26 protein-coding genes are annotated in these 24,275 nt (G+C 41.1%); 9 read left to right on the top strand and 17 right to left on the bottom strand.

Annotation, left to right across the window (positions count from 1 at the left end; translation table 11 throughout):
* Positions 1–23 precede the first annotated feature (23 nt).
* Complete coding sequence (locus tag DYH63_RS18420) at positions 24–587, bottom strand: hypothetical protein (protein WP_116790193.1); 564 nt, start codon at positions 585–587, stop codon at positions 24–26.
* Between the two features lie 141 nt (positions 588–728).
* Between DYH63_RS18420 and DYH63_RS18415 the strand changes: the two genes are divergently transcribed.
* Together DYH63_RS18415 and DYH63_RS18410 are read left to right on the top strand one after the other, a co-directional pair.
* A complete protein-coding gene (locus DYH63_RS18415) occupies positions 729–2,237 on the top strand; it encodes a glucosyltransferase domain-containing protein (protein ID WP_116790192.1) in 1,509 nt (502 codons plus the stop codon).
* 17 nt (positions 2,238–2,254) lie between these two features.
* The gene (locus DYH63_RS18410; protein ID WP_116790191.1) at positions 2,255–3,202 is read left to right on the top strand and encodes a glycosyltransferase family 2 protein; all 948 of its coding nucleotides are present in this window, start codon (positions 2,255–2,257) and stop codon (positions 3,200–3,202) included.
* Between the two features lie 134 nt (positions 3,203–3,336).
* Here DYH63_RS18410 and DYH63_RS18405 read toward each other — a convergent pair whose 3' ends face one another.
* From DYH63_RS18405 to DYH63_RS18355, 11 genes are all read right to left on the bottom strand, one after another.
* Complete coding sequence (locus DYH63_RS18405) at positions 3,337–5,193, bottom strand: glycosyltransferase family 39 protein (protein WP_116790190.1); 1,857 nt, start codon at positions 5,191–5,193, stop codon at positions 3,337–3,339.
* A gap of 78 nt (positions 5,194–5,271) precedes the next feature.
* Positions 5,272–7,395, bottom strand: a complete 2,124-nt coding sequence (locus tag DYH63_RS18400; protein WP_116790189.1) for a DUF6311 domain-containing protein — start codon at positions 7,393–7,395, stop codon at positions 5,272–5,274.
* The gene (locus tag DYH63_RS18395; RefSeq protein WP_116790188.1) at positions 7,392–8,099 is read right to left on the bottom strand and encodes a glycosyltransferase; all 708 of its coding nucleotides are present in this window, start codon (positions 8,097–8,099) and stop codon (positions 7,392–7,394) included. Before DYH63_RS18395 ends, DYH63_RS18400 begins: the two co-directional genes overlap by 4 nt.
* Positions 8,087–8,845: a class I SAM-dependent methyltransferase gene (locus DYH63_RS18390; RefSeq protein WP_116790187.1), complete on the bottom strand. Its 759-nt coding sequence runs from the start codon at positions 8,843–8,845 to the stop codon at positions 8,087–8,089. The genes DYH63_RS18395 and DYH63_RS18390 overlap by 13 nt, the downstream gene beginning before the upstream one ends.
* Positions 8,846–8,848: 3 nt before the next feature.
* The gene (gene rfbD / locus DYH63_RS18385) at positions 8,849–9,679 is read right to left on the bottom strand and encodes a dTDP-4-dehydrorhamnose reductase (protein ID WP_116790186.1); all 831 of its coding nucleotides are present in this window, start codon (positions 9,677–9,679) and stop codon (positions 8,849–8,851) included.
* Between the two features lie 10 nt (positions 9,680–9,689).
* The gene (locus DYH63_RS18380) at positions 9,690–10,670 is read right to left on the bottom strand and encodes a hypothetical protein (RefSeq protein WP_116790185.1); all 981 of its coding nucleotides are present in this window, start codon (positions 10,668–10,670) and stop codon (positions 9,690–9,692) included.
* Positions 10,671–10,676: 6 nt separating this feature from the next.
* On the bottom strand, positions 10,677–12,365 hold the full coding sequence (locus DYH63_RS18375; protein ID WP_116790184.1) for a DUF6909 family protein: 1,689 nt from the start codon (positions 12,363–12,365) through the stop codon (positions 10,677–10,679).
* A gap of 697 nt (positions 12,366–13,062) precedes the next feature.
* A complete protein-coding gene (locus tag DYH63_RS18370) occupies positions 13,063–14,544 on the bottom strand; it encodes a GH3 family acyl-acid amido synthetase (RefSeq protein ID WP_116790183.1) in 1,482 nt (493 codons plus the stop codon).
* A gap of 80 nt (positions 14,545–14,624) precedes the next feature.
* Positions 14,625–14,969, bottom strand: a complete 345-nt coding sequence (locus tag DYH63_RS18365; RefSeq protein ID WP_116790182.1) for an SdpI family protein — start codon at positions 14,967–14,969, stop codon at positions 14,625–14,627.
* Entirely contained in the window at positions 14,969–15,325 is a 357-nt protein-coding gene (locus DYH63_RS18360) for an SdpI family protein (RefSeq protein ID WP_116790181.1), read from the bottom strand. The genes DYH63_RS18365 and DYH63_RS18360 overlap by 1 nt, the downstream gene beginning before the upstream one ends.
* On the bottom strand, positions 15,325–16,188 hold the full coding sequence (locus DYH63_RS18355) for a murein hydrolase activator EnvC family protein (RefSeq protein WP_369692803.1): 864 nt from the start codon (positions 16,186–16,188) through the stop codon (positions 15,325–15,327). Before DYH63_RS18355 ends, DYH63_RS18360 begins: the two co-directional genes overlap by 1 nt.
* Positions 16,189–16,385: 197 nt before the next feature.
* Here DYH63_RS18355 and DYH63_RS18350 point away from each other — a divergent pair, with 197 nt between their 5' ends.
* Positions 16,386–16,574: a Sec-independent protein translocase subunit TatA/TatB gene (locus DYH63_RS18350; protein WP_116790179.1), complete on the top strand. Its 189-nt coding sequence runs from the start codon at positions 16,386–16,388 to the stop codon at positions 16,572–16,574.
* 288 nt (positions 16,575–16,862) lie between these two features.
* Here the strand turns inward: DYH63_RS18350 and DYH63_RS18345 are convergent, their stop codons facing one another.
* The 3 genes from DYH63_RS18345 to upp form a co-directional block, all read right to left on the bottom strand.
* The gene (locus tag DYH63_RS18345; protein ID WP_116790178.1) at positions 16,863–17,222 is read right to left on the bottom strand and encodes a hypothetical protein; all 360 of its coding nucleotides are present in this window, start codon (positions 17,220–17,222) and stop codon (positions 16,863–16,865) included.
* A 241-nt stretch (positions 17,223–17,463) separates the two neighbouring features.
* Complete coding sequence (locus DYH63_RS18340) at positions 17,464–17,697, bottom strand: hypothetical protein (RefSeq protein WP_116790177.1); 234 nt, start codon at positions 17,695–17,697, stop codon at positions 17,464–17,466.
* 196 nt (positions 17,698–17,893) lie between these two features.
* Positions 17,894–18,547: a uracil phosphoribosyltransferase gene (gene upp / locus DYH63_RS18335; protein WP_116790176.1), complete on the bottom strand. Its 654-nt coding sequence runs from the start codon at positions 18,545–18,547 to the stop codon at positions 17,894–17,896.
* A 66-nt stretch (positions 18,548–18,613) separates the two neighbouring features.
* Here upp and DYH63_RS18330 point away from each other — a divergent pair, with 66 nt between their 5' ends.
* The gene (locus DYH63_RS18330) at positions 18,614–19,219 is read left to right on the top strand and encodes a DUF4254 domain-containing protein (protein WP_116790175.1); all 606 of its coding nucleotides are present in this window, start codon (positions 18,614–18,616) and stop codon (positions 19,217–19,219) included.
* 107 nt (positions 19,220–19,326) lie between these two features.
* Positions 19,327–20,385, top strand: a complete 1,059-nt coding sequence (locus DYH63_RS18325; protein ID WP_116790888.1) for a glycosyltransferase family 9 protein — start codon at positions 19,327–19,329, stop codon at positions 20,383–20,385.
* A 515-nt stretch (positions 20,386–20,900) separates the two neighbouring features.
* On the opposite strand, the gene DYH63_RS18320 is transcribed toward DYH63_RS18325, so the two are convergent.
* Positions 20,901–21,209: a GIY-YIG nuclease family protein gene (locus DYH63_RS18320; RefSeq protein WP_205528265.1), complete on the bottom strand. Its 309-nt coding sequence runs from the start codon at positions 21,207–21,209 to the stop codon at positions 20,901–20,903.
* Positions 21,210–21,644: 435 nt separating this feature from the next.
* Positions 21,645–22,379 (bottom strand): helix-turn-helix transcriptional regulator, encoded by a 735-nt coding sequence (locus DYH63_RS18315; RefSeq protein WP_116790174.1) that lies wholly within the window; start codon positions 22,377–22,379, stop codon positions 21,645–21,647.
* A gap of 147 nt (positions 22,380–22,526) precedes the next feature.
* Between DYH63_RS18315 and DYH63_RS18310 the strand changes: the two genes are divergently transcribed.
* The 4 genes from DYH63_RS18310 (at position 22,527) to DYH63_RS18295 (ending at position 24,156) form a co-directional block, all read left to right on the top strand.
* A complete protein-coding gene (locus DYH63_RS18310; protein WP_162927088.1) occupies positions 22,527–22,874 on the top strand; it encodes a hypothetical protein in 348 nt (115 codons plus the stop codon).
* A gap of 186 nt (positions 22,875–23,060) precedes the next feature.
* Positions 23,061–23,312 (top strand): DUF3127 domain-containing protein, encoded by a 252-nt coding sequence (locus DYH63_RS18305; RefSeq protein WP_116790172.1) that lies wholly within the window; start codon positions 23,061–23,063, stop codon positions 23,310–23,312.
* A gap of 127 nt (positions 23,313–23,439) precedes the next feature.
* Positions 23,440–23,688: a hypothetical protein gene (locus DYH63_RS18300; protein ID WP_116790171.1), complete on the top strand. Its 249-nt coding sequence runs from the start codon at positions 23,440–23,442 to the stop codon at positions 23,686–23,688.
* 192 nt (positions 23,689–23,880) lie between these two features.
* Positions 23,881–24,156 carry a hypothetical protein gene (locus DYH63_RS18295; protein WP_162927087.1) on the top strand — a complete coding sequence of 92 codons (276 nt, stop codon included), beginning with the start codon at positions 23,881–23,883 and terminating at the stop codon, positions 24,154–24,156.
* The last annotated feature ends 119 nt before the right edge of the window (positions 24,157–24,275 follow it).

The raw sequence follows: 24,275 nt of genomic DNA, 5'->3' as shown, positions 1-24,275 counted from the left end.
GGTGGTAATTATACCGCCCGTATTTATTTTACCAAAATGCCTTTAAGTGCATTTATAAGGTCGCCTGTAGGGTAAAACTGTGGGTCATAAGAGCCGTCTTTTACCGGTTTTACGGTAAATGTGGCAGATGTAGCATCAGATTTATCAGTTACCAGATTGTTTGGCTGAAAATTTTTAAGAAACTCATCGCCTCCTTTTATAACCAGGCTTTTTTCATAATAGTTAACAGTTAGGCTGTTTACTGTAAGCTGACCCAGGTCTTTATCTCCGGTATCAAGCCTTAGCGCAGTAGGCAAAGAATCGTCAGGAAGTGCAAATCTTATGTCTTGTGCTTCCGGTTTTCCTATTACCGAAACACTTAAAGTCTGCTCTCCGTTAAAATCAAGCGAACCGTTTTCGTTATAAAATATCTGGAAGTTATCATCTTTAGCTACTACAGCATTAAGGGTAACCATTACTTTTCCGGTAGCTACTACCTCTTCTTTAGGAGCCGCGGCTTCTGCCGGTTTTGTCTCTCCGTTATCTATTTTACAACTTACAACGCTGCTAAGGGCTAAAAGGGCTACGAAACAATACTTTAATTTCATTGTGGAAGGTATTTTTTGTGCAAATATAATTGTTTTTGCTTAACCGTGCTTTTGCTTAAAAAAAAGTTAAATACATTAACAAACAAAATTGACATCCATAGAATTAAACCTTATTTTTGTCTCAAAAATTTTTTACCAGCCATGATTAAAGAAATTAATTTAAAATACTCTCAACTACTCTTTTTTTCAATTTTCGCCAGCCTCTTAACTTATGGCTATGGCCTTAATAACTTTACAGTAAGTATAGATAGCGAGTATCATCAATATCTGCCTACATCTTATTTTGAGCTGGGGCGCTGGGGTAGTACCGTTGTGCGCTATTACATTTTTAATGGCATCGTACCCTATTTTACATTGTTTATATCGCTTGTGGTCATGAGCTTTACTGCGGTGGGGCTTACACGTTTGTTTCGTTTTGACGGGCTTGCGGCATACTTGTTTTGCGGTTTGTTTTTAACGTTTCCGCAAATGGCTTACCAGTTCATATTTTACATGCAGGCAGATGCCGTTTCTTTTGGCTTTTTGCTCTCGTTAGTTACCATAATGCTATTCGAAAAGCTAAGGGTAAGTAAAAATATAGCTGTTAAGGCAGGGCTGTTTATTTTAAGCGCGCTTATAATAATGTTTATTATTGCCGTTTACCAGGCCCTTGTTTTTTTGCCGGCAGTAATATACCTGGCTTATGTTTTTCGTAACACCTATCTTGACGATTATAACTTTAAAAAAGAGTTTCAAAAGCTTATGCTGTTTGGCGGGCTCATGGTACTGGGCGGTATTTTTTATGCCATATCAGTAAAAATACTTTGTCCGCAAATGAGCAACAGCGGCTACCTTTCTAGTTATGCTGCCCCTAATAAAAACAACCGCTTTGTAGATTTTTATAACCTGTGGGTAGATAACATGAGGGGCGATATGTATTATGGCGACCGCTTGTTTTTTGTAGCAGCACTTGCTGCGCTTGCCTTACTGGTAATTGTATTTTTAAAAGAGCGTAAACTATTTGCCGTAAGGGCACTGCTTATGCTGCTATTGCTTATAGTACCCTTTATTATTTCGCTTTTTATAACTAACGGCGGCCATCCGCCACGCCTTTATGTAGGCTCTGGCATTGTGTTTGGTTTTATAATTACACAATTTATATCAGTATTAAATCCCTCAAAAATACGCTACACACAAGTGGCTACTGCCATTTGCTGGATTATAGGCCTTACTAATATATATTTTATAACACTGCTATACCTGTCGCACAACCGTATACACAACCATGAGCTTGAAATGGCAAAACGCATAGATAACAGGATACGTACTGTTGTGCCTGATTTTGAAAGCGCACGCGATTATGTATACTTTTATGGTGCTATGCCCGATTTAGAGATAGACAGGTTCAGGCTGCCTAAGTCTGAGGTTTTTGGAGGGGCGTTCTTTCAGTGGGATGGCGGTGCTAATACCCGTATTATACCTTTTTTTAAGTATAATGATGTAGCAAACTATAAGATGGTAGACAATAGAGATTCGTGGCTTAAAATAAGAGATTCTATTACCGATATGCCGGTATGGCCAAGGCAGGGATCTGTTAAGCGCGTGGGCGAAACAGTTATTGTAAAGCTTAACAGTGTAAAGGGTGCTCCGTTGTGGGTTGAGCAGCAATAAACAATAAACAAAAACCTATGAAACTACCCGTTATAGGCATTGTTTTACCGTGCTATAATGAAGCAGAGATGCTGCCCCTTACTACCAGCCAGATAAATACGCTGATTGAAGATTTGGTAGCCCGAAACATAATATCCTCAAATAGCTTTGCCGTTTTTGTAGACGATGGCAGCAAAGATGCCACATGGCCCATTATAGCGCAAAAAGCCGCAGAGTATAATTATGTAAAAGGGCTTAGGCTATCGTGCAATGTGGGCCACCAAAAGGCACTGCTGGCAGGGCTAAATACTTTTATGGATGAGGCCGATGCACTAATATCTATAGACGCCGACCTTCAGGACGATATTGCTGTTATAGAAGAAATGGTAGTAAAATTTAAGGCCGGCACAGATGTGGTATATGGCATAAGGAAGGAACGCACTACCGATACTTTTTTTAAGCGAAATACCGCACTGTTGTTTTATAAGCTTATGAAGCAGATGCGGGTAAACATAATGTATAACCATGCAGATTATCGCCTGTGCAGCAAGCGCGTACTTAAGGCTCTTGCCGAGTATGGAGAAGTAAACCTGTTTTTAAGAGGTATAATACCCACGATTGGCTTTAGGTCTGGTGCGGTTTATTACGACCGTTTAGAGCGCGCCGCCGGAGAGTCTAAATATCCTTTCAGGAAAATGGCTGCCTTTGCCTGGAACGGCGTTACATCTTTTAGCAACTACCCCTTAAAGCTTGTTACCATAATAGGGTTTGTTATATTTTTTATATGCCTGCTGTTAAGCGGCTATGTTATTTTTGCCTACTCGTTGGGCCATGTAGTGCCCGGTTGGGTTTCTACAGTGCTACCCATGTACTTTCTTGGCGGTATACAACTGTTTTGCCTCGGCATCATGGGCGAATACATTGGCAAGATATACCTTGAGGTTAAAAAGCGCCCGCGCTACTTTATAGACGAACGCGTAGACTAAACGCATGCATCTATAAAATAACACAGGTTTACACCAAATATCAAAGCTATTATTAGTAAGCTATTATTTAGAGGGTTTTGTGATTATCATTAAAGCCCTTTTGGTTATTGATCATGGTCATTTTTTAGTATGCTTTATTGCACCTCAATTGTTTTATCTGTTACAACAACAGATTCTTTATTAGTTGCTTTATCCAGAATATAAATACCCACCTGATATGTTCCCGCAGGTACATTTTTAGGAATTCCAACATACCTGAAACCTGAATTGTCAAAGTCAAAACTCTTCCTGTCAGCAGTTACGTCTTTACGCACAACTTGTATTGTTTGCATTTTTATTGTTCGGTTTTCCTTTACCAATAAAACATTGATGCGCGAGTTCGTTGCATCCTGGTCAGGTAAATATGCCCATCCGCTTACAGATATCTCTGCTCCGTTTTGATTAAATTCGTCAAAATTGTAGGCCATCTCAACCTTACTTTGTTTAATGGCTGCAATTTTCTCAGGACTTAATTCTTTGTTTTCTGCTGTATTTAAAATATAGTGGTGCGACCAGGCATCAAATCCTTCAAAATTATCTTCGAGGGTAAAATATTTACTTAAAAACTCTTTATTGGCATCTGTAATGTTAAATGGCCTAACGTGTGCATCTGCATACCAAAAAGATTTAATTTTTGTAGTATCTGCCGCCATTGTTGTAAGAAGGTTATCCAGGTTACTGTCTCTAAGGTCTGTAGTTTTATCTTTTACCTTAAGGTAGTAACTATACATTTGGGCAAGGCTTGTGTATACCGGGTCGTGCGCTTTATTATTATGCAGTATATATGTGGCAACCTCGCGGTACTGCGATTTATATACAGATGTATACACCTTTTTGATATACAAAATATTGAGCAGCGTAAAGGTAAAAATACTAACTACAATGGCTGTGCGCACCATTTTGCCGGAAATTTTAGCTATTGCAATGGCAATAACAATTACTGCTACCGGCATGATGCTTATAAAATACCTGTCTAACACAACAGATGTACCTGTATATGATTTTAGATACATACCGGCTATAAATATGGCAAACCACGAAATAAGCAGTGTAAAGCTGTAGCGGTCTTTGTTTGCGCTAAAAGTATTTGTAGTTGCCGGTGTGTCTTGTTTTTTAAACACACAAAAAAAGTAGTATATGATAAGGGTAGAGAAAATGAATATTGTTATTTCAAACTCGCCTAAAAAGATGTAGAACATATTTTTTAAAGAGTCTGGCTGTGGCGGGCCTAACCAAAATGATTTTATGGCCATCATGTTTTTAAGAATGCGGTAATTTGGCAAAAAAGAAACCAGCGCTATAGCTGCTGTAATTGCCCCATAACTAAAAATCTGTTTTCGTTCTTCTTTTGGGGCATAGGCAAATACCAGTGCAAGGATAAAAAATTGCGAAACAATATTGATAGCGCCAAAAAAACTGATGTTTAATACCAGCGCTACAGACAGCGCATACCATAGTGTATTTTTAAGCGAAAGTTGTTTTATTAAAACCGATAACCTGTAAAAAGACAGTAGTACTAAAAAAGCATAAATACTGTAAGACCTTGCCTCCTGCGAAAAATGTATGTGGAACTCATTAACGGCTAATAGTAGCGCAGCTATAAGCCCTGCGTTTTTGTTATAAATATGTTTTACAAACAAATACACTACATATACGGCCGCAACCCCTGCAATAGCCGAAGGAATGCGTGCAACGAGGCTGGAATATCCCAATATTGCATAAAAGCCTCTCAATACAAAGTAATACATATAAGGAAACCCCTCTGTAGCCTCTATAGAACTTACAAATTCTTTTAACCCTTTAGAAGGGTCAGTAATAAGCAGGGTATAAATCTCGTCCATCCACAGGCTTTGAAAATCAAGCCTGAAAAAGCGTAGAAATACGGCCAATACCATAATTACTGTTAGTATCTGGGTATCTCTGTTACGCAATTTTAAGATAATTTTGTTCATTGGTTTGGTATTAAGTCTGTTATCTGTATTCTTAAAAGGTGTTGTTATTTTTAATGCGGATGATTAGTAGTTGCGACCTTATTTTTTATGTTTATCACTTGGCTTCTTGCCCGATTTAAGCTTGCTAATAGGTCCCAGGTCATTTAATGTCCAGGTACCGCCACTTTTTATAGCAATGCTTACATGCTCATTACCATTAAATGCTTTGCCATTATACAGCGCCAGCATAAACCCGGAATCTTCAAGATACTGTTTGTTGTATGTAGGTGTAAGGTCTGGTCTTTTAAATTGCCTGGTGTAGGCTATGTCTGTTTTTCCTTTATCAGAAATTGCTATAAAAACAGAGTCGTTCTTATTATTATCCTGCTCAGTTAAAAAAGCCCATCCCCTCATATAAATGGTATTTTTGTTTACTGCAGCTTCTTCTACATTATAGTCTATCCTGTTATTATCAAAAGCAGGAGTTTTAAACGATGTTACAAATTTCTTATCTACAATTTGCGTAATAGAATCTATATGTCTTTGAACTGCGGCATCGGTATTTACAACGGGTACCTCATTATTTGTGTACAGCAGGTAATATCCGTCCAGGTATTTGCTGTGTAGCTTTTTTTGTTGCAATGAGTTTTTAAAAAACTCAAGGTATTGCGGTGTGGTTATATACAATTCGTCGCTACTAAGGCTACCGCTGGCTATGCGCAGGTTTAATGCCTGCGAAAATTTGCGGTATGCCCTGCCATTTTCGCGGGCAGTATAGCCCAGGCTAATTTGTTTATGGTTTTTTAGTGCCAGTAATGCCAGATCCTGATAATCCATGTTGTTTAGCACATGATTATTAAATGGCGGATAGGTAATCATCTTTTCAAAATGGGGCAGGATTGCATTCCACTTAGCTTCATCCAGCGGAGAATCATACGTGCCCGACGGAAGGTTTTTTGTATAAAGGTGCTTAATATCATACGCCTGTAGTGCTACTATAAGGGCAAGTACAATAGCCTTTGCCCACGCCGGTATTTTTGATTTTAAAAATACAACAGTAAAGAATAATATGATAAGGTAATAGGTAAGCCAGAAAAAACGGCCGCTTGCCCTGAATATGTTGCCAAACTTTTTAATGATCTTAGGTATAGGCACTTCAAAAAGTACGCTTTCGCCATATGTAACGCGGTTTGTTGTAGCAAACAACGATAGCAGCACTGTGAGTATAATAAGCGGTAACAGCCACTTATGGTTTTTAAAGAACTGGACCGGCTGCCCTTTAATAATAAAATATACCAGTGCAAGTGCTATTAGCACCATAAAGCCCACGCCCAGGTACATAAAGCCCTCATACTGGTGCGGACTCACCCATTGCATACCCGGCAAAAATGCTGAAAACCCGCTGGAGTTATGAAATGAGTTGTAGTTAAAGCCATATAGCCCGTAGCCATCTGCCACATCCAGGCGCTCGCCATGGTGCAGGCTTACCATACCCACAATAATCCAGGAAAGTACTATGGCCGCACAGGTAATTACCGGTATGAGTATGGTTTGCTTAGCGGTAAGCAGCTTATCATAAAAATAATTTTTAATGGGTAGTATAAAGCTAAAGCCTACTACCAGCAGGCACAGGTAAGGGTTTATAAGCCCGCTTAAAAAAGAAAGCCAAAACTGCTTGCGGTTAATGCGTTTTACATTTTCTGCATTAGCAGCAACAAGGTAGTAGTATATAGAACCCAGTATAAAACCGTGTGCACACAGTGCCGGGTGCATACCCCTGTAAAACAGTACCGGGTTACCCACAATAAGCACTACTGCCAGCAGGCTAACGTAAGTAGGTATTTTATAAAGATCGAATATTTTTAGGGTGAAATGCGCTGCCATGATGTAGCAGGACAGTAGCCAGAAGCCCAGAAACTGAAAATCGTTTGGTAAAATGCCGCTGATAAGCTTTAGCGGAATGGCTACAAGCGGAATAGAATCGGTAAAGCCTACGTTAGCGCCCACGGGGTATACATAGCCTTCCATCTGGCCCAGCGGAAACGTCCAGGCAGAGTCGCGGTAAAATGCCCAGCCCAGGTAGTGCGTACCCCAGTCGTGGCGTGCACTTAGCAGCCAGTTAATGTTTTGTGGGTTTAATATGCCCAGCCCGTAACTGAAATAAAAAATAATGATAGCAATGAGGTAGGCAATCAGGTAATGGCCGGCAAGTATCCTTTTCATAGCTTTTGTAATATCAGTAACTCTTTTAAAATTTTGAATGATGTTTTCCAGCCCAGCTTAGAGCCATCTACATCTTTCCAGTGCCGCAGCGGAAACTCTTCGCCCTGTATGAGCAATCCCTTTTTCTTAAGGCGGATAAAGAGTTCGATATCAAAAAGCCACGATGTTTTAAACGGCTGCGTAAAACCTTCTGCCGCTATTGTTACCGGAAAAAGCTTTGCCCCGCACTGGGTATCATAAATGCCCAGTTTAAGCCTGATATTTACAAGGGTAATAATTGCCCGGCCTATAAAGTGGCGGTGTGTTTTTCTTTGTATGTCGTTGTTTAGCAGCTTAACGCGCGATCCTATTATAAACTGCGAAGGCACCTGCTCCAGGCGCTCAAGCATACGCTTCATTTCGCTTACGGGAGTACTAAAATCAGCATCAAAATAGCCTATATGGGTATAGTCGTTTTTTGCTAAAAGCGCATTGGCAGATTTGTATATGGTATTTGCCTTGCCCTGGTTTTTAGAATATTGTATGGCAAAGCAACGCTCCATAGTGTTAGCAAAACCATCTATTAATGCCGCAGTGCCATCTGTACTGCCATCGTTGCACAGGTATATATGCACATTTGTAGTGTTATGCAATTCTTCGAGGGCAGCCCCGCTAAGCCTTTTTTCTTCGTTATAGCAAGGTATTATTATGGCTATTTTTTGCATAAGCAGTAGCAGGACAATCCGGGTACGGTAATACCCAGCTTACCCAGTAAAGTTGTGGTTTTAAAATCGAGCGTAAGCATTGTATTTATCAATGCCGTTTTTTGTTTGCCGGCTTCCCAGTTGTCTATCGATTCTTTTTTATCTTTTTTAAGCAGTTTTTCTACCCATCTTAAAAATAGCAGCGAGGTAAAGTAGTAGCCTTTTTTGTTTATGCTAAAACCATGCTGCATAAGCATATTTTTAAACCCTGCTACGGTATAACGCCTGTAGTGGCCCAGCAGCACATCATGGCTTGAAAATATAGACTGAAATGCCGGTACGGCAAAAAAGTAATAATTAGCCGGGTTGCTGCTTAAGTGCGATAGTATAAGCCCCTCATCCGGCAGGTGTTCTAAAACATCCATGCACAAAAACAAGGTGGGCACACCATCGTCATACTCAGCCAGGTAATCTTCTATGCTGTTAAAGTAGGTAATAGGGCTGTTATTATAATTAGTCTTTAACTGTGCTATAACCTCTGGCGTATAGGCAATGTCTATGGCAAAATACTGGTTTGCAAAATTTTCTGAATACAGGTTGTTTATCAAAAAAGCGTCGCCGCCACCTATGTCTACAATGCGCTGAACAGGCAACTTTAGCTTAAAGCTTTTTAGCAGGTGCTTTAAAACATTAACGCGGGATGTTTCCCACGGATGCCTATCATAATTCGCTTTGTTGTTTAATCTCGAAAATTCTGATATATCCATTTGTTAGACTTCTGTTTGCCATTTGGGTATTACAAGGTTAAAAACCTCTTTAATTTTGGTTTTGTCCAGCACGCTATACGCCGGCCTTTTAGCAGGTGTTGGAAATGCTGAAGTAGGTATAGGCCGTAAATTTATAGAAACATTGTTTACTTCAAATATTTTTTTTGCAAAATCGTACCATGTTGCCTCACCTTCGTTGCTGTAGTTATAAATGCCGTATGCCGCCTTATTACTGTTTATAATGGCAATAAGTGCTTCGGCAAGGCTGTTAGCATTTGTAGGCGTGCCGCGCTGGTCGTTTACCACGTTTATGGTATCGCGCTCTGCGGCAAGGCGCAACATGGTTTTTTTAAAGTTATTAGCAAACTCAGAATATACCCACGACGTCCTGATGATGTAATGCTGTGGCAGTATTGCCGCTACCTGCTGCTCGCCTTCTAATTTGGTCTTGCCATATACCCCAGTAGGGTTAGGCACATCCTCTTCGGTGTAAGCTGTGATACTGTTTCCGTCAAAAACAAAGTCGGTAGAAACGTGCAGCAATGCACAGCCATATTTAAGGCATGCGTTAGCAAGGTTTGCAGCGCCGGTTACATTTATAAGCTGTGCTTTTTCCGGTTCTGTTTCGGCTTTGTCTACAGCGGTATAAGCAGCAGCGTTAATAACATAATCTGGCTTAAATGTGCTGAATACTGCCTCAAGGCTTTCGCCCGATGTAATATCTACTTCGCCCGATGATGCAAAATAAAATTCAAGGCCGGTGTGTGCGGGTGCGGCTTTTTTAAGTGCCTGGCCCAGCTGCCCACCGGCACCTGTTACTAAAACTTTTTTCAAAATGCAGGAATTATTTTAGATTACGTTTAGCTAATTGAGAACGATAATAATCTCTGAACTTAACAATAAAGGTAAACAGCAACAAAAAGATAATTGGTAAGATAAGCTTAGTATGCCCGGTTACTATGCCGCTTTTATAAATGTTTAAAACCGTACCACGGTCTTTTATAACCTTCTGGAAATCGATTTTGCTTATTTTGTTGCGGCCTTGTTCTCTTACAAGCATGTTTTTAAAGTAAAACAAGTCAGTAAGGTTGGTATTATCTGTACGCATAGATACACCCGATGTGCTGCCTGTGTTACCATAATCAGACAGTACTTTGTTTACCTGGCTAATCATTACATCATTTTCTGCATTTTTAACCTCAAGGTTTTGCAGCCCTTCTTTTTGCATCTGTTTCCAGTAAGGGTCGTTATTTAGTGCCTTAAGAAACGGCTCTATAAGACTATTTGCATCGGTTCTTTCGGTCGTGGTAAACGTTACCAGGTGGTTTTTATAATTACGGCTGGTAATTTTATCCTCCAGGGTTTTAGACATCTCCCCGTTTTCGGCAATAATCTTAAACAGGTCTATCCTTTTATTTTGCTGGTCAGGATTGTTCTCATCCATAAAATCATAGATATCTACAACCGGGTCTATTTCCAGCTTCAGAATTTTTTTAGGATTCTTGATTCCTAAGTTTTTAATGTAGGTAGTATCGCCTTCCTTTAGCTTGCCGTTTATGCGTTCAATTTGTTCGTACAAATAATCTACACTGCCAAAGTTAGGCGTAACAAAAATTTTGTGGCTGTATGTCTTAGCCCCACTATCTAAATAAATACCAAGCCCCACACCGGCTACAACCAGTATAATTACAGCAATTATATAATGCCTTATAAAAAGTATAACGTCAAAAAAAGAATCATTAACCCTGGCAGCATACCCTTTAAGGCGCTGTTTTACTTCATTGATGTCTACGTCGTTATTCTGGTTTGTGTTTTGGTTTTCCATTACAGCTTATCGGATATTGAAAATTTGTTCTAATATTTTTATGGTAATCAGGTAAGTAGGCTTTACTCCTGTAGTACCCAGGCCACCGCTTGCAAGCGTGCTGCCCGTTTCGAGCGGGTTATCAGATGCGTAGTAGGCATAGCGTACCTTAACATCCGGGTTAATGCTTTTTCTGATTTTACTGGCACTCTGTATGGCTTTTTGATAATAAGCACCTTCCATTTCCAGGCCAATAACACCCCATGTACTCTCGTTAAAAAACTTAAGCAGGTCTTTATTTTGGAGTGATGTACCCAGTACGCTAACCATAGGGCCGCTATATACCGGTATGCCCTGCCCCTCAAACATATCTGCCGTAAGCTCGTTATCAAACGGATAGTTATCGCCGGTACCCTCATTTATATGGGCAGATGGTATCATGATGTCGCCTTTGCTGCCTTCAAGTATACCTGCCTTACCCATTATAGAAACCGACTCTACATTTACCAGTGTGCGCTTATCGCCCTCTTTGTAAGGTTTAAGCAGCTCATCTATGGTTTCATAAGCCTGTTCGCCAAAGGCATAGTCCATAACAATGATAACCGGTTTTTTATCGCCCGTATCAGATGTTGGGAATGCTGTTTTAGAGAAGTCGATCTTATCGGTATCAAAAATCTGCACGTCTATGTTAGTACCCGATGTATCCGGCATATAGATCATGCCGTTTTTCATGGCAAATTCCTGCACCTTTTCGCGTAGCGGGTCGTTGCCCGATTTGCTCAGTTCTTCAAAAATAAAGAACGCATCTTTATCTTTATACTTGGCCTTAAGCAGCTGGTGTGCAAACAGCGAGTTCATAACACTGTGCATATTGGCACTTATAATATGTATAGGGCGTTCCAGCAAGCCGTTTTGCTTAAGTACCGCCTTAATGTTGTCTGCCCATATTTCACCATGAATGTGGTGACCCAGCCTTTCGCGCAGTATAGGGGTAAAGGTTATGGTACGCTTTTGGGCTCCCATAGCCTCTTCTATGGCCAGTTTGCCCAGCCAGTATATTACCTTAAGAAAACGATCAGGGTCTGCCTTGGTGCCAAAACCGTCGTAAATATCGGTGAGCTCTGCAAAAGTGCGGCCCAGCACGTTGCTTACATGGCTTATGGCCTGCTCGCGCTCCTCTAACGTAAGCTTTTCTTCTTTAGCAATAATCTGCTCCAGTTTTACCCAGTCGCGCGCTATCTCGCCATTATCGTCTATAAGTACACGATTCTTAATTTTATCAGACTCTACGTAGATAAACGTAAGGTGCGTAAGGATATCGTAAATATCGCTGCGCCCGCGAGTAATTTCTATATTCATCTGCTCATCGTCTATGCGGTAGCAGTTTCGTTTACGTTTTGGCGGCACTATGGCCTTAAAATGGCTCTTGCCATAGCCCTCATCGCTGGTAAGGTTTATAAAGCGGCATTGCTCTATACCCACCGGAAGGCGCTCTATAACATACAGTAAGCCATTTAGTTCGGCTTTTTCTTCGGCTATTGAACCATAAATTTCAGGCCTTAGCGAAAGCAAAGCTTCGCGCAAGGTATCGCCGCTTATACCCATAGGCTTGTAGAACCCACGGTTAAAAAGGTGGCGCATAGTAATGTAAAGCCGCTCTATAGCTGCTGAAGATTCCTGGGCACGCGAACGTGTTATGTTTTTAATTCCCTGCATAATGTTTGTTTGTTAGCAAATGTAGGATTTTTATTTTTAGCCAAATTTATATTAAAAAAAGCAACGTGTTAACGAAATGATATTTTGGTTAACATCGTTTATCTCACATTATTTTCAACCACATAGATACATAGCATTTAATGCCTTAAAAGTACAGATAGAGAATAACATTCTGCACAAGCTATGTAAAGCGAAGCTTTCTCTGCAATCTTTACCGAAAACGAAGGCTATGTATCTATATAGTTTATTTTTAGTTGAATTTATATTAAAAAAAGCAACGTGTTAACGAAATGATATTTTGGTTAACATGTGCATATTACATTATTTTTTAACCACATAGGCACATAGCTTTAGACACTTTAAAAGAAAATTATAAGGAATAAACTCCGCACATAGCTATGTAAAGCGAAGCTTTCTCTGCAATCTTTACCGAAAACGAAGGCTATGTATCTATATGGTTTATTTTTAGTTGAATTTATATTAAAAAAAGCAACGTGTTAACGAAATGATATTTTGGTTAACATGTGCATATTACATTATTTTTTAACCACATAGGCACATAGCTTTAGACACTTTAAAAGAAAATTATAGGGAATAAACTCCGCACATAGCTATGTAAAGCGAAGCTTTCTCTGCAATCTTTACCGGAAATCAAGGCTATATATCTATGTGGTTTATTTTTTATTAGTTAAACTTTTTACTCAAAAAACGCTGCTATCTTACGGTCATTACTCAGGCGGGGCAGCTTGTTTTGCCCGCCTAGCTTGCCTATTGATTTCATGTATTCCTGAAAACCATTTTTGCCCACTTTAGTAATTACCAGCGTGCGCAGCACATTACCGGCTATAAGATCGTCATAATATACATTTTGTTTTCGCATGGCGGTATCTACCGCAAGGGCAAATGTGGCAAGGTCTTTAGGCTCTTGTTCAAACTCTATAAACCACTCGTGGTAAGGCAGTCCGCTTGCAGGGTTTATTTGCGGGGCTACGGTAAACTCATTTACGCTTACATAGCTGCCCTGCATAGCCTCGTTAAGTGCGCTTTCTACCTCTTTGCCTATAACGTGCTCACCAAATGCCGAAATGTAATGCTTTATCCTGCCGGTAACTATAACCCGATAGGGCGCAAGGCTGGTAAAGGCAACAGTATCGCCTATGTTGTAGGCCCACAAGCCTGCATTGGTAGAAATAATAAGCACGTAGTTTATGCCCAGTTCTACTTCGCCAATGGTGTAGCGGCGCGGCTTTTCGGTAAAAAATTCGTCAGCTTTTATAAACTCATAAAAAATGCCCGAGTTAAGCAGCAGCAGCATACCTTTTTCGGACTGGCTGTCCTGGTAGGCAAAAAAACCTTCAGATGCAGGAAAAAGCTCTATGCTGTCTACCCTGCGCCCTATCAGGTTTTCAAACTTGGCACGATACGGCTCATAATTTACCCCGCCGTATATAAACAGGTTAAAGTTTTTAAAGATATCGCCCACGGGCTTGCCTGCCTTTTGGTGCAGCTTTTCAAAATACATTTGCACCCAACTAGGTATGCCCGATATTACGGTCATATCTTCGTTAATGGTTTCGGCTACAATGGCATCTACCTTGGTTTCCCAGTCGTCTATAACATTGGTTTCCCAACTTGGCATACGGTTTTTTTGCAGGTAGGCGGGCACAAAGTGCGCCACGATACCGCTAAGACGGCCAAATTTAATGCCGTGCTTTTCATCAAGCTCCGGGCTGCCCTGCAAAAATATCATCTTGCCATCTACAAACCCTGCATTGCCTGTTTCGTTAATGTAGCTTAGTATGGCATTTCGTGCTGCCTCTATATGATAAGGCATGCTCTCTGCCGTAAGCGGAATGTACTTGGCACCGCTTGTAGTGCCCGATGTTTTGGCAAAATACAGCGGCTTGCCCGGCCACAATATGTTTTCTTCGCCATGTACCACGCGGTCTACATAATGCTTAAGCCCCTCATAATCGCGTACGGGTACATGAGCAGCAAAATCAGACATACTATCTATGCCCTCAAAATTATGGTCTTTGCCAAACTGTGTGCCTTTGGCTTTCGCCAAAAGTTCGCCGAATACCTTTTGCTGGGTGGCTACAGGATTGTTTGCCCATTTTTGGGTTTTACCGTGAATAACTTTTGCGAATAGTTGCGCTCCTAATGTTTTTAATGACATTGTAACGGATTGTTTTTTATATAAATCTTAGCCGTAAACCTTGCCTGCCGACAAGTGGGTTCATAGCTGAATGACTCTTTTTATTTATTTCCAAAATTCTTTTTGATAGCCCTTTCGGTACTAAACAGCAAATAGCCGGTGCATGCTAAAAGCAGTACGGTACCTATGGTGGTTATAACTTCTATGCCCACCTGCAACAGTGCCAATATAAGGCTTACAAGCATTAGTGCACCACCGGCTTTGATCATTTGTATGGCAGAAAACCTTTGGGCAAACTCCCACCGTTCCTGAGACTGCATAGACGAACCCGTGCGGTAGCCATACAGGCCGTTTATGTTTTTTGGCGGCCATTTATACATAATGCCACCCATGATAAAAAACACCAAACCACATAGTAAACCTGTATTGCCAAGATATAGTTCCATCAGTAGTTGTTTTTAAATCTTTTTTTAAGTGCTATTTCGGTAGCGGCTATCATAGATACTGCGCTTGTAAGAAGCAGTCCTAAACCACCTATGTTTTTTAATTCGGCATCTATGGGTATAAAGTAAGACAGCAAAGACAGCGCAACCATGATAACACCGCAAATACCCATAAACATAGCCGAATACTTTTGGGCAAAATCCCACCGTTCCTGCGATTTCATAGACGCCTTAGTGCGGTAGCCTATAACCCCGTTAATTTCTGACGGAGGGCTAAAGTGCAGCATAGAACCCACAAAGGCAAAGGCAATGCCAGAGTAGAGTGAGGGTATGGCTATGTTATCAAAAAAAGCATCCATTATTCAAAATCTATAAACTGGGTTGGGTCTATTGGGTAGCCATCTTTCCACAGCTCAAAGTGCAGCTGCACGCCACCCTGCTTGCCGCTAAAGCCCGCCAGTGCCAGTACTTCGCCACTCTTTACCACATCGCCCTGCTCCTTGGTTATTGATGTAAGCTGTTTGTAGACCGACATGATTCCGTCGTTATGGCGCACCACCATTACGTTACCGTTAGTGGGGGTCCAGTCGGCCAGTATAACCGTTCCGGCAGATATGGCCTTTACCGGCGTGTTGTTTGCCACTGCTACTTCTACATAAAAATGTTTCTTGGCGGCATTGTAAGCCTGTGTTACCTTGCCCTGTACCGGTGCAAATAGTACCTGGTTTACACGTGGTGTGGCTTTTTCAAAAAGGTTGTATTTATCCTCGTGTGCCACTTCCTGACGCAGTTTCTGGTCAGCAGCGCTGGGCTTCATTTCCTCGGCGGTAAGCTCTTTTTGTTCAGAAGGTACTATGCTGTCGCGACTTAGTTTTGTTTTGTCGAGGTCTCCGGTAAGTACTTTTTTTATAGATGCCAGGTAGGCTTTTTCTTCTTCCAGCTCTTTAATAAGCGAGTCAGACTTAATGGCATTGGCCGTAGCCTCGCGCTTTAGCTTTGTGCTGGCATATCCGGGAATGTATTCGCGCAGCGGCGTAAAGGCAATAATGTAAGTAACCAGTGCTATCATTACAATAGAGATACTGGTAATGCCTACAAACACATTCATCAGGTTTAGCCTGAGCGAAAAAATTTCCTCAAAGGTATCTTCGTTCAATATGACCAGGCGGTTTTTATTGAAGAGTTTTTTCCGGATGATTTGCTTTTTGAGCCGTTTTGCCATAATAACCGTTTAATTGACAAATATAGTAATACTGCCTTATTTTAGGGTTTTGCCAGCTGCAATAGTCTACTAAAAAATAAAGGCAATTGATGAATTTAGTTTATTTAACGCAAACCAAAGTCAAATAATTGTCGTAATTAGTTAAACGAATATATTTTATAATTAACTTTGTCTAATATTTAAAATGTTATATTGTCATGGGAAAATTAGGTATCACCGAAATACTTGTAATACTGGTAATTGTTGTATTGCTGTTTGGCGGAAAGAAAATCCCCGAACTTATGAAAGGATTGGGTACTGGTATTAAAGAATTTAAGAATGCCGCCAAAGACGAAGACCATCAAACCTCTGCTCCTAAAAAAGCGCAGGAAGAAAATAAACTGTAATAGCTATATTTAATTAGTTATACTGTTAAAACCCCTTTAAAGCTGGTGGCTTTAAAGGGGTTTTTATTTTTGATTGATGATTATATTAGGTTTACAGTTGCGTTTTTTTGGCTGCTTCTTTCGGGCTAATCGCGCTAAGCCATGCGTAAACTACAGTGATAAAGTAGGGTAAAATAAATCATGAATTACAGATACTCGCCATCAGGGGTTTCGAACACTTATGATTAAAAATCCACGCTATACTCAACGGTTATGTTTATTGCATATCCGAGCAATAGGTATAGCATTTTAGACTAGTAAATTCATAATATCTGATATTTTACTGTAATTTAATGCATCTTTAGCTCGTTCTCGAATTTTGTTCCACTTCTCAGAACCAAGTGAAGCTGCATCCCAAAATATTTTTACATTCGCATGATTCATTTCTGCAAAAATGGAATCAATTTCATTAAGCTTATTTAAAAAATTTAAATGAGAATTTAAAAAGCTATTTTTTTTATCATTTAGGATACCCAATAAAATTTTGTATTCGTCGTCGAACTCTATTGCCAGTTCATCTGTAGAAGGGAACGTACCTATGGCTATAAGATAGCTTACTTGTTCTTCTTTTGACGAAGCTAAAGTATTCAGAACTTTAAATATTTTCATAACTCATTAATTTATTTAATAATACCTCCCACATCCCCCTGAGACCCCACTACTCTCCAGTAAGGCTCTGCTCCGATTATGCGGATTTGTAATCCGTGCGTTATAACGACGATAGCTCTACGGAATTTACACGAGGATCACAGATATGTGACATCAAAAATTTGTACAGATATAAGATTACTTCAGTTTCTTGTTTCTGTACATGATTGCTATTATAAGCTGGATTATAAAATAACAATGATTATAATACCATATAAAATACCCATGCCAAATACACCAAAGGCCGGCATGGCACATTGTTTTGTAATAGACTGTATAGCGATACAAAACCTGCACAGGTACATATAAACTGCAACCCCAGGCTTATAGGCAGTAGCACGGGTAAAGGTAGTACTGTGGTTTTGCGAATGGCCTTGATGCCAAATACTACCTGAAATATTACCGGCAATAACATGAACATAAGTGCGAAGTTCATTTTAGGTTTGGTATTGGAGTGATGATAAACGTAAAATTAATGTAAAATAACTTTTTGATTTGCTACTTCTATCCGATCGCGCGGATTTTTATCCGTGTGTAAAACAATAACAATCAGTAATAAACCACAAATCCGCGACAGCAACGTTAATGTCGTTGGTTCTAATACATTGTGTATTTTATTGCAGCACCTTTTTCTACAACTTAACGCCATAAGCTAAATCGCCGGCATCGCCCAGTCCGGGAACAATATATTTTTTATCATTCAGGTGGCTGTCTACATCACAAATCCACAGGTGGTAGTTGTTTGGCAGGTACTCTTCCAGGTAGGCAATACCCTCTGGCGCGGCAATAACCACGGCAATATGCACTGCAATGGGGGTTTCGTTTTCCAGCAGCTTTTGGCACGATGCTACTAACGACTGCCCGGTGGCCAGCATAGGGTCGGCAATAATAACCGTCTTACCGGATAATGATGGTGCTGCCTTATATTCGGTTACAATTTCAAAACGGTCATCGTTAAACGGGTGATGGCGGTAGGCCGAAATAAAGCCGTTCTCTGCATCATCAAAAAACGAAATAAGCCCTTCGTGCAAGGCCAGCCCCGCACGCAGTATGTTGCACACCACTATGCCGTCTTTAATTTTGTGCGATTGCTTAATGCCCAGTGGCGTGTTAATATCAAACGGAACGTAATCGAGGGTTTTGCTAATCTCATAAGCCATGGCTTCGCCTATGCGGTGTATGTTTCGGCGAAAGCGCATACTGTCTTTTTGCAGCGATACATCGCGCAGTTGCGCCATAAAATGGTTAAGGATGCTGTTGTTTTCAGACAGTGTATGACGTATCATTTTGATAAAAATTTTGTTTTGGTAAGATAAAAGTATTAAAACTATATTTGTAAAAAAATAAAAACCATGTTTTCAAGCACCGCATTCGCCATTTTTGAGCAAAGCATTAACGACTATCATGTGCACGACAGTGTAGACCAGCCTATTAACAACCCTTATGGCAAAGACCAGATAGAGCACCTGTTGTATGCCAAAAACTGGGTAGATACCGTGCAGTGGCATTTTGAGGACATTATTCGTAATCCGGAAATAGACCCTGTAGCAGCCCTTGTACTTAAGCGTAAAATAGACGCCAGTAACCAGGTGCGTACAGATATGGTAGAGTTTATAGACAGCTACTTTCTTGATAAATATAAAGAGGTACAGCCTAAAGCCGATGCCAAAATAAACAGCGAAAGCCCTGCATGGGCATTAGACCGCCTGTCTATACTTGCCCTTAAGATCTATCATATGAGCGAAGAGGCTACCCGCCCCGGAGCAAGTGATGAGCACAAGGCTAAGTGCCAGGAAAAACTAAACGTACTGCTGGAGCAGAAAAAAGACCTTAGCACAGCTATAGACGACCTGCTTACCGATATACAAAACGGCGACAAGTACATGAAGGTGTACAAGCAAATGAAAATGTACAACGACGAGGAACTAAACCCGGTGCTGTACCAAAACAAGAAGTAATACCAAAACATACTTAAACCTTCCCATAGCCCGTGGGAAGGTTTTATATTTTAGCCCGGCACGGCTTACCCCAGAGGCCAAACCCAGGCACTAACCAATCGACACTTATGCCACACAGAAAAAAAATGGGCCACAAACACCTGCTCCTGTTGCGCTTTTCTGCCATGGGTGATGTAGCCATGACGGTACCTTTAGTTAATGCCCTGGCGCACCAGTATCCTGATGTAAGGATAACCATTGCCTCGCGCAGTCTATACAAGCCCTTTTTTGAGGCCATACCCGGGGTAAATATTTATGAGGCCGATTTTAATAAGTTCCATAAAGGCTTTATAGGGCTTTGGCGGCTTTATAAAGAATTAAAGGCACTGCGTATTTATGCCGTGGCCGACCTGCATAACGTACTGCGATCAAAAATCATTACGAAGCTTTTTGCATGGCGCGGAAAAAAAACCGCAACTACAAATAAAATGCGCGATACCCGCAAGCAGCTTACAGCCGCTAAAAATAAGGTATTCGAACAAATAACCCCTGTTACACAGCGCCATGCCGAAGTACTGGCACAACTGGGTTTTCCTATCGTTTTAGATGATAATGCCCTATTGCCAAAATTAGAACTTAGCAGCGATGTGGTAGCCGTAACCGGAGAGAAAGCCGGCACATGGATAGGCATTGCACCCTTTGCCCAGCACCGTGGCAAGGTATACCCTAAAGACCTGATGCAGGAGGTAATAAACACCCTTGCAACACAACCCAATACTACCCTGTTTTTGTTTGGCGGTGGAAAAGATGAAGCAAAACAACTTAAAAAATTTGCCAAAGGCCACACTAACATTCAGGTTATAGCAGGCGGAAAAATGCTCCTGAAGCAGGAACTGCAAATAATAAGTAACCTTAACCTGATGCTGAGTATGGACAGTGCCAATGCGCATATGGCCGCCATGTATGGTGTTAAAGTAGTTACCCTTTGGGGAGCCACGCACCCTTATGCGGGCTTTGCGCCGTTTTTACAACCGGCAACTAACGCCGTTACGTCAAACCGCGAGCAGTACCCTATGCTACCGACCTCTATTTATGGCAACAAGGTAGTACCAGGCTATGAAGATGCCATGCGCACCATAACACCGCAAATGGTGGTTAATAAAGTTAATGACGTCTTAAAGTCTTAAAGTAGAAAGTTTTAAAGTCGGTGGGACATCATGCGGAGCGGAGCATTTCAGCCCTAATTACGCGAGATGCTTCCTATCGCCGGCCTGCCGGCAAAGGCAGGTCAGCATAACAAATCATACCCTCTGTCATCCTGAACGGAGGAACGAAGTGAAGGATCTCAAATCTAATAACATGCAACTTTGCGTGAAAATCTGTTGAGATGCTTCCTATAGTCTGCATGACAAAAGCCGCATCAGTATTAAAGGGAATCTTTGTCATCCTGAGCGCAGCGCAGCGGAGCCGAAGGATCTCAACTCTGATTACGTGAGATGCTTCCTATCGTCAGCATGACAAAAACCGCACTTGCATCAAGAAACGCTTTGTCATCCTGAGCGCAGCGCAGCGGAGTCGAAGGATCTCAAGCCTAAAAAACCGAGATGCTTCCTACCGTCAGCATGACAAAAAGCACCTGCATCAAGGAACGTTTTGTTATCCTGAACGGAGGAACGATGTGAAAGATCTCAATAGACACTTCTTATATTTCATCATTTAAAAATCTCCATTCCGTATTAAATTCCGACACCAGTTTATCTTTCTTATCTCTTTTCCATCCTTTAATCTGTTTTTCCCTGTCAATTGCAATATTTATATCACTATAATGTTCCCAGTATACCAGATAAAAGCACTTATATTTTGTTGTAAATGCTTTGCTGTTAGCCTCTGGATTCTGATGGAAGTATAACCGGTCTTTTAAATTATTTGTTACACCGGTATAAAGAACCGTCTTAATTTTATTGGTTAAAATATAGACGTAGTAATTATGCGTGCCTAAAGTTTTAATCATTGGTTGGTATTTAATGTATTTTGAATAGAGATGCTTTCTATCGCCGGCCTGCCGGCAAAGACAGGTCAGCATAACAAATCATACCCTCTGTCATCCTGAACGGAGGAACGAAGTGAAGGATCTCAAATCTAATAACGTGCAACTTTGCAGCTTTGCGTGAAAATTTATTGAGATGCTTCCTATCGTCAGCATGACAAAAACTACATCAGTATTAAAGGGAATCTTTGTCATCCTGAGCCCAGCGCAGCGGAGCCGAAGGATCTCAACTCTGATTATGTGAGATGCTTCCTATCGTCAGCATGACAAAAACCGCACCTGTACCAAGCATCGCTTTGTCATCCTGAGCGCAGCGCAGCGGAGTCGAAGGATCTCAACTTTGATTACCCGAGATGCTTCCTATCGTCAGCATGACAAAAGCATCAAACAAACCCACATCTAATACACCACCTTCTTACTCACGGTTCTGTTTACGTCTATAACATAAAACAGCGCCTGAATATCATTCATATATAATCGAAAATCAGTAAACTCAGGGCTATCGTTTAGCGAGTGGCAGGTAATGTAGCCCTCTTCAGTATTATGCTCTATGATTTCTTTTAAAAGCGGCAGCTTACTTTGCGTAGTGTAAATAACCCAGTACGGAAAATCGCGGTAGCGCAACTTACTAACCCAGTGCTGGCGTTGCAGCTCGCGGGTGGTAACAATGCTGTTTCGGCCTATGGCGTGGCTGCTGCCGTTATCCATACTATCGCCGTTTACGCGAAAAGCCACATAGCGCCCTTGTACCGTTTTATCTACCATGATGCCGTGTTGACTAAGGTCCATAAGAAAATCAGAATCCTGATAATTGTCTAAAAAGCCCGCCTGCACTTCAAACTCGGCCAACGGCATAAGCATATAGAACTTGCCGTTTGGTAGTTCAAGAAAACGGTTACCATTTTTATTTTCTATCGGCTCGGCAAAACGCACTACTTCCTCGCCCACTACTTTCTTATTATATACAGTACCCTCCTGCAACACTTTGTTTAATATTTCACTTTTGCTGCGCGGTATAGGCTTGCCCTTCTCATAATTAATAATGGTTTCGCGGCTGGCGCCAATAAGGTCGCCAAGCTCTTTTTGGGTCAGCCCCAGTTCTTCACGACGTTTTTTTATATCCAATCCTTCCATAGTCAACACTTTACGCAGCGGATGAGAAAATTTTACACCAAATGTGGAAAATTTTACCTTCTTTTATTTTGTTGTGTGGAATATTCCACTTAATTTTGCATTATACTTCTACAAAGATATAACAATATGCGAAACAAACAACACGTTATGAAAGAAATAGTGGAACTATGCGCAATTAAAGCTTCATATAACTACTACTTAGCCTCTCATATCGCGCAGTTTGAAGTGGAAAACACCACACAGATAAAGCAAAACCTAAAAACGCTAAGTGCAACATTGCGCGGATTGTATGAAGAATTAAAAGATTTGAATAAAAGAGATAAAGATGAAAAACAAAAGATAACGGCCGCGACACACAAAAGCAGTGATCAGTTTACAGCAGGCAGCAACCCAACCCAACCAGAAACCATAAACACAAAACAACAGCGCTACCTGCAAAACATGAAAGCCATAATGCTGTTTAATGCCGACAGGCGATTTACGATAACAGAGTGAAGAAGTAACAGTGTTCAGTCGCAGTAAGCAGCAAGACAAGAAACCTTAAATAATCCGGATTACTATTAATAAGCGATTATCCGCCAAAATCCGCGGCATCCGCGCCTGCCTGACGGTAAAGGCAGGTCCCATCTAAATCCAACCAACCAATTTTTCAATCATAAAATCTTTAAATCAACAAAAATCATGACAATAACAGGAACCATCGAAAGCATTGAATACCGCAATACCGCAGGCCACGAAAAGAAAGTAGTAACCCTTGTGCCAGACCACAGGCAAAAAGCATTTGTAGAATTTCGCGGCCGCCGTATGGATGAAATTGCCACCTACAAAGAAAACGACGAAATACAGGTAGACGTTACCCTGGAAGGTAAAATAAGCAAAAACAGCGGCATACAGTACAACAACTTGGTAGCTTTTGCGGTGCGCGAGGCGTAGCTAATTGTTGTTAGTTGCCGGTTATTAGTTGATGGAAGCCTCACTCGGCTTTGTCATCCTGAACACAACAACCAGCCCGTTCACAATCTTTAAATTTTTCAATCATTCAATCTTTAAATTCAAAATCATGAACTACAAAATAAAAGGCATCATTACTGCCATAGGCGATGTAAAAACAACCAAACTGGGTACTGCCGTTCAGCAGCTGCACTTTGAACAGGAAACCGGGCGCGTGTTTTACCCCTCTGCCCTGGGGACCAAAATAGAGATGCTACAGGACGTACTGCCCGGCGACGTAGCCGAGATAGAATTTCACATCTCGGGCAGCAAAGGCACATATAATAACGTGATTATTGATAATATTATCAGGGTGTAGCAATTGGTTGTTAGTTGATGGTTCCCGGTTGATGGCAGCTTCACTCAATCTGATTTGTCATCCCGAGCGGAGGAATGGAGTGAAGGATCTCAACTTTGCGCCTTAGCGCCTTCGCGAGAAAAAATTATTATGTGAGATCCTTCCTGTCGCCGGCATGACAAGGCATGATGTAATCATGAACGGAGGAATGGAGTGAAAGTATCTCAACTTCATGGCCGTTCAAGAAAATCAATTATCGAATCAACAAATTACCCTAACATGAAAGACCCTGCATTTCTGTTCCGCCGCATTATCAACGGGCAGTATGGCGAGTTCTACGAGAGCCTGAGTATTGCTAAGGTGTTAAGCTTTTTTCGTGAGTACTTTGACGAACGCTGCCTTGCCGCCGCCGAAGATTCCCTCCGCACCCACGCCGACTTTAGTAGCCGCGATGAGTTTAACTGTTCACGAAACGTGAAGCGCTGGTAGCAGGGCAAAAGTAGCAGGTTTTTGTAGGGGGCTTTCGGCTTGTGACCTGACGGCTTTAATACTAAAAGTGTTCTTTGACATATTGAAAATGAATTAAAGTATTTATAATCAAAAGTTCT

The organism is Flavobacterium psychrotrophum (genome assembly GCF_003403075.1).
Taxonomy (GTDB): Bacteria; Bacteroidota; Bacteroidia; order Flavobacteriales; family Flavobacteriaceae; genus Flavobacterium; species Flavobacterium psychrotrophum.
Note: the sequence above shows the minus strand (reverse complement) of the source record. Positions and strands in the feature narration are given on the sequence as shown.